The organism is Megasphaera sp. DJF_B143 (assembly GCF_900320625.1).
GTDB classification, from domain to species: Bacteria; Bacillota; Negativicutes; order Veillonellales; family Megasphaeraceae; genus Megasphaera; species Megasphaera hexanoica.
In genome coordinates this window covers 1-5034 of record NZ_ONTA01000025.1, presented here as the reverse complement: position 1 = coordinate 5034, position 5034 = coordinate 1, and the positions used below count along the sequence as shown (strand labels likewise).

3 protein-coding genes and 3 tRNA genes are annotated in these 5034 nt (G+C 48.5%); 5 read left to right on the top strand and 1 reads right to left on the bottom strand.

Annotation, left to right across the window (positions count from 1 at the left end; genetic code table 11):
• The coding region (locus tag DBO31_RS00610; protein ID WP_150824190.1) for a phosphoethanolamine transferase at positions 1 to 1802 on the bottom strand (1802 nt) is incomplete at its 3' end.
• Positions 1803 to 2105: 303 nt separating this feature from the next.
• Between DBO31_RS00610 and DBO31_RS00605 the strand changes: the two genes are divergently transcribed.
• The 5 genes from DBO31_RS00605 to DBO31_RS00585 all read left to right on the top strand — a co-directional run.
• A tRNA-Asp gene (locus tag DBO31_RS00605) sits at positions 2106 to 2182 on the top strand.
• A 5-nt stretch (positions 2183 to 2187) separates the two neighbouring features.
• A tRNA-Phe gene (locus DBO31_RS00600) sits at positions 2188 to 2263 on the top strand.
• A gap of 15 nt (positions 2264 to 2278) precedes the next feature.
• Positions 2279 to 2364, top strand: a tRNA-Leu gene (locus DBO31_RS00595).
• A 279-nt stretch (positions 2365 to 2643) separates the two neighbouring features.
• Complete coding sequence (locus DBO31_RS00590) at positions 2644 to 4005, top strand: amidohydrolase family protein (protein ID WP_159897723.1); 1362 nt, start codon at positions 2644 to 2646, stop codon at positions 4003 to 4005.
• A gap of 19 nt (positions 4006 to 4024) precedes the next feature.
• A partial coding sequence (locus tag DBO31_RS00585) for a Na+/H+ antiporter NhaC family protein (RefSeq protein ID WP_150824188.1) occupies positions 4025 to 5034 on the top strand: 1010 nt, incomplete at its 3' end.

The following is a 5034-nucleotide window of genomic DNA, read 5'->3' as shown; positions in this document are numbered from 1 at the left end:
TAATATTCCGTATCATCCATCAGGCTGTCCCGGCCAAAGCGGGTACGCAGGTCCTGACGTTCCAGATGCCACTGATCAGAAGCGAGGCTCCACGACGGGTCGTAGTTGGGCGACTGCATATTGAGGATGCCGCAGATAAATTCATATTCCAGATCATTAGTAAAATACGCATTCTGGTGCTCTTTGACGGTGCGGGTGATTTGCGGATTCCGCGCCGTATAAGCGTCTGATAAGTAGACGAACATAGGGATGCGGAGGACTTTAAAGCTGGAGCCATCCGGGGCACGGGCTACGTCCGGATCGGAACCGTGGTCGGAGAAGTAAATCATGGCATCGAGGTTCAGATTCTGACGGCCATAATCATAAATCTGCTGGAGAATCCAGTCCGTATAGAGAACGGTGTTGTCAAAATCGGCTTCTTCATTGATCTTACCATCGTTGAAGTGCTGGAATTCTGCCGGGTACCGGTTGCGGTATTCGATATGGCTGCCCATAATGTGGAGGACAATGAAATTCTTTTCATCGGGATTTACCTGATTGAGGAATTTCAGCAGGGCTTCGTCATGGGTCGATTCTTTGAGATCCCGGTCTACCCATTCGGATACGTCGGCTGTATTGGCAACCAGGGTGATGGGCGTATCGGCGACGCCGACAGATCCCTGGTTGCTGAACCAGTACGTTTTATACCCGGCTTTTTTTGCCATGTCAATGATAGAAATAGACTGGTTAAATTCCTTATTATTATAGAAATTAGATTCTGTCAGGGCGTGCTCCAGAACGGGGACGGTATACCAGACACAGGCGTAAGCGTTGTTAAACAAGGTAAAACGGGGATTGCTTTTTTCTGACGTCAGCCAGGGCGTGTTGGGAACATGATCCGGATTATAGGCATTCATGAGTGTCCGCGTTTCCGATTCACCGATGACGACGATGATTGTATCGGGATACTGCGCCGGATTCAGTTGGACTGCCTGGAGATTGGCAAATTTGCTGGAGTGGTTCTCGGCATAGAGTGCGGACCGTTCCATATAATCATGAGTATCCAGGAAGGTACGGATGGGGAAGCATTCCGGAAAAATTTCTTCTCCCAGGGCGCCGATGGAAGGCAGCACAATGACCAGTGAGAGCAGTGGCAATACTTTGCGGTATAACGTCGTGCGAGGTAATGGCTGTTGCAGATACTGGCAGATGACAAAAAAGGCAATCAGGGCTGCTACAAAGAAAAGAGCGAGCAGCATATTACCTAAACCGAGGGAACCGAAATATTCCTTTACTTCCGCAGGGCCGGTCTGAAAAATCAGAAGGGCGCCCGATGTGGTGATGGAGGAATGATAAAGATAATAATATCCCCATTGCAGGACGATGACCGAAATGGCCAAAAGCTGGATCAGTGTCATGAGAACCATCCGCACTTTTGGTGGGGCATATTGGCTCAATGCCATAGAAAGGCAAAACAAAATAGCAAAAAAATACAGCCCCACATAAATGTCATAAATATTGTTTAAATAGACGGTATTACTATTTAATAATGTATTATAACTCAGTACGGGACCTGTTATAATCCAGGAAATGCCAATGATGGCATTGGGGAGGATGGCTGAAAGAGTCAGGTGTTTCCAGTATAAAGCCAACGATAACGTAACGGCGGCAACGGCCGGTATGAGGCCGAAGGTCATATCTTCGATGTTATCTTCACCCAGGCCTAGTGACACGAGAAGCTCCCATTGGAAGCATAATGCATATATGACGGCAAAGATACAAATAAGGTAGAAAATCTGGCGTCCGGTATTGCCCCTGGCCATTGAAGAATCCTGATTTTTCCTGCATGAAGGTGCAGGACGTTTTTTGTGAAAACCTAACATAGGATGACGCTGCCTTTCTGACATAATATCTATTTGTAAAAAGTCCGGGTACTTCATGTAAGAATCCTGTAAATAGCGGACCGTCCTTATTATACATCATTATAAGTTCTTTACCTAGAGGAAAAATGGTTCTTTTCACCAAAAAAATGAAAAAAACTAAAAAAAGTACTTGCCAAAGTGCGCGATACATGATACAATTCTTTTTGTTCGAGGCACTCAGGCCTCGGAACTGGAAGTGGAAACGGCCTCGTGGTGTAGCGGTTTAACATGTCGCCCTGTCACGGCGAAGATCGTCGGTTCAAATCCGATCGAGGTCGCCATATTCGCTCAGGTAGCTCAGTCGGTAGAGCAGGGGACTGAAAATCCCCGTGTCGGCGGTTCAATTCCGTCCCTGAGCACCACAAACAATTTCATATGCGGTCGTGGCGGAATGGCAGACGCGCTACTTTGAGGGGGTAGTGAACGTAAGTTCATATGGGTTCAAGTCCCATCGACCGCACCAACAGATAGCGAAGGTTTTCAGTAGATTTACTGGAAACCTTTTTTATTGTGTATGTGGAATAATCTGCTTCTGCCAGGAATTATATTCATTCAGTTTTTTGATTGAGTGCATCGTATTTTTTTATCGCCATTGGGGGGGCATTTTTTATTGTCATAAAACGTGATACGTGCTAAGATAAAAATAATTTCAAGGCTTATAAATGAAAAAATATATATAAACACGATTGAATCATTATCGTTTTTAATGCGCATCGTGTTTTCTGGGAAAGAATGTGATTTTTTGAAAACCCTGATTAAAAATGGCCTTCTCATTGATCCGGCTAATGCGGTACAGGCGAAACTGAATCTGGTGCTGGAGGATGATCACGTGCTGGGTGTGACAACGGAGGAACCGGAAGCCGATACGATCATTGATGCGGCAGGTCAGGTCGTATCTCCGGGCTTTATCGACATCCACATGCATGAAGATTTTGTAACGCCCCAGGGCACTCTGGAACAGAACGAAAACAACGCCATTTTCGGCTGTATGCTGCGCATGGGTGTGACGACGGTCCTGGGCGGTGAATGTGGTGTTAACCGCTATAATCCTATACAGTATCTGGATATCGTGGACCGCGATGGAGCTCCCGTTAATGTGGCTCTCCTGGTCGGGCACAGCTGGCTCCGGGAAGCTGTCGGTCATGCGGATAAGTACAGTCATGTGACAGATGATGAACTGCAGGCCATGGTGCCGCTTTGTCGGCAGGCACTGGATGCTGGCTGCTTTGGTATTTCCTATGGGATGCGCTATGTGCCAGGAATCGACCGCCGGGAATTTGTGACGACGGCCCGGACCTGCGTGTCAGACCGGCGACTTATCGCAGCCCATGTCCGGGATGATGCGGCAGGCATATTTGCAGCGGGCCGGGAATTTCTTGATGTGGCCTGCGAACTGGGACTGCCGGCGGAAGTGTCCCACATCGGATCCATGGCGGCATTCGGTCAGATGGAAGAGTTTTTGCAGATGATCGATGCCTATCGCCTGAACGGTCTCGACGTGACCTGTGACTGCTATCCCTATTATGCCTTTTCTACGGCAATCGGTTCGACGACGTATGATGATGGGTGGCTTCAGAGATACCATTGCGATTATGATGTGGTGCAGATTTGTGAAGGAACTTATCAGGGACGGCGCTGTACGAAGGCGATGTTTGAAGAAGTGCGCCGGACCCACCCGGAATATCTCACCGTCTGTTATGTCATGAAAGAGCAGGAAGTTGATATGGCACTTTGCAATCCCGGTGTCATGATTGGCAGCGATGGTATCCTGAATCATGGGCAGGGCCATCCCCGTGCAGCCGGAGCATTTCCCCGCGTATTCAGCCAGTTTGTCCGCACAGGAAAACTCTCCTTGTACGAAGCCGTCCGCAAAATGACGGCTATGCCGGCGGCGCGCATGGGTATTTCCCACAAGGGAAATCTGGCAGCCGGATCTGATGCCGATGTTGTCATTTTTAATCCTCACGTCATTGCCGACGGAGCGACCTTTGAGAATCCGGTTCTGCCGGGCAGGGGGATTTCACATGTCCTGCTCGGCGGCCAGGTGGCAGCCCAGGATTGTCAGGTGACCCAGTGGCATCTGGGACGTTCTGTCCGTAAATAATTTAAGGGGGAAATATAGTATGGAATATGGTTTTCTATCAGTTATACCACCGCTAGTGACAATTGTACTGGCTCTGGCTATACGAAATGTGTTTATCGCTCTCCTGGTCGGGATTTTCATGGCAAGCATGACGCTCAGTCCGGATATTTTTACGGGGATTAATGCAACCTTTTATAATGTCGTAAAGACCTTTGCCAGCAATGGCAATACGATTGTTATCATGTCCCTGCTCCTGATCGGGGCGATGCTCTATCTCATTGAACGGTCCGGCGGTATCGAAGGTTTCGTCGATATTATGGTCCGCAAAAAGAGCATCATCCGTTCCAAAAAAGCGGCAGCCTTTTTTACCTGGCTTCTGGGGATTGTCATCTTCACGTCCGGCTCGCTGAGCTGTATGGTCACAGGGTCTATTGCCCGACCCCTCAATGACAGCATGAAAGTGTCTCATGAAAAAGCGGCATTTCTCATTCATACCACATCGACACCTTGGTGCGTATTGCTGCCACTCAGTGGCTGGCTTGGAGCGATGACAGGCTATCTGACATCGGGCGGCGTTCCTGCCGATCAGGCCATTACTGTTCTGTTTCAGTCCATTCCTTTGAATTTTTATTGTATTATAGCTGTCGTTTTTGCCCTGATTTCCTGCCTGGCTCCTGTCGATTTCGGACCGATGAAAAAAGCGGAAGAACGGGCGTCTCAGACGGGCTATCTTGATGATCCGTCCCATGTAGCTGCCAATGCTTCCCAGAATGCGACTAAATTGGCGCCTAAAGCAAAACCGCATCTGGCCAACATGATTGTGCCCATTGTCGTCATGATTGTGACCATTATCGGTGTCCTCTACGTAACCGGTTCGGGCAACCTCACCAAAGGCGCTGGCATGCAGGCATTGCTCTGGGGATCGGTCTTATCAGTACTTTCTATTTCCATCATGTGTCTCGTAGAAAAAGTATTTACCCTGGAAGAACTGACCAGTGAAATACTGAAAGGCATGTGCACCATGTTTGGCATTGCCACCATCCTGTGCCT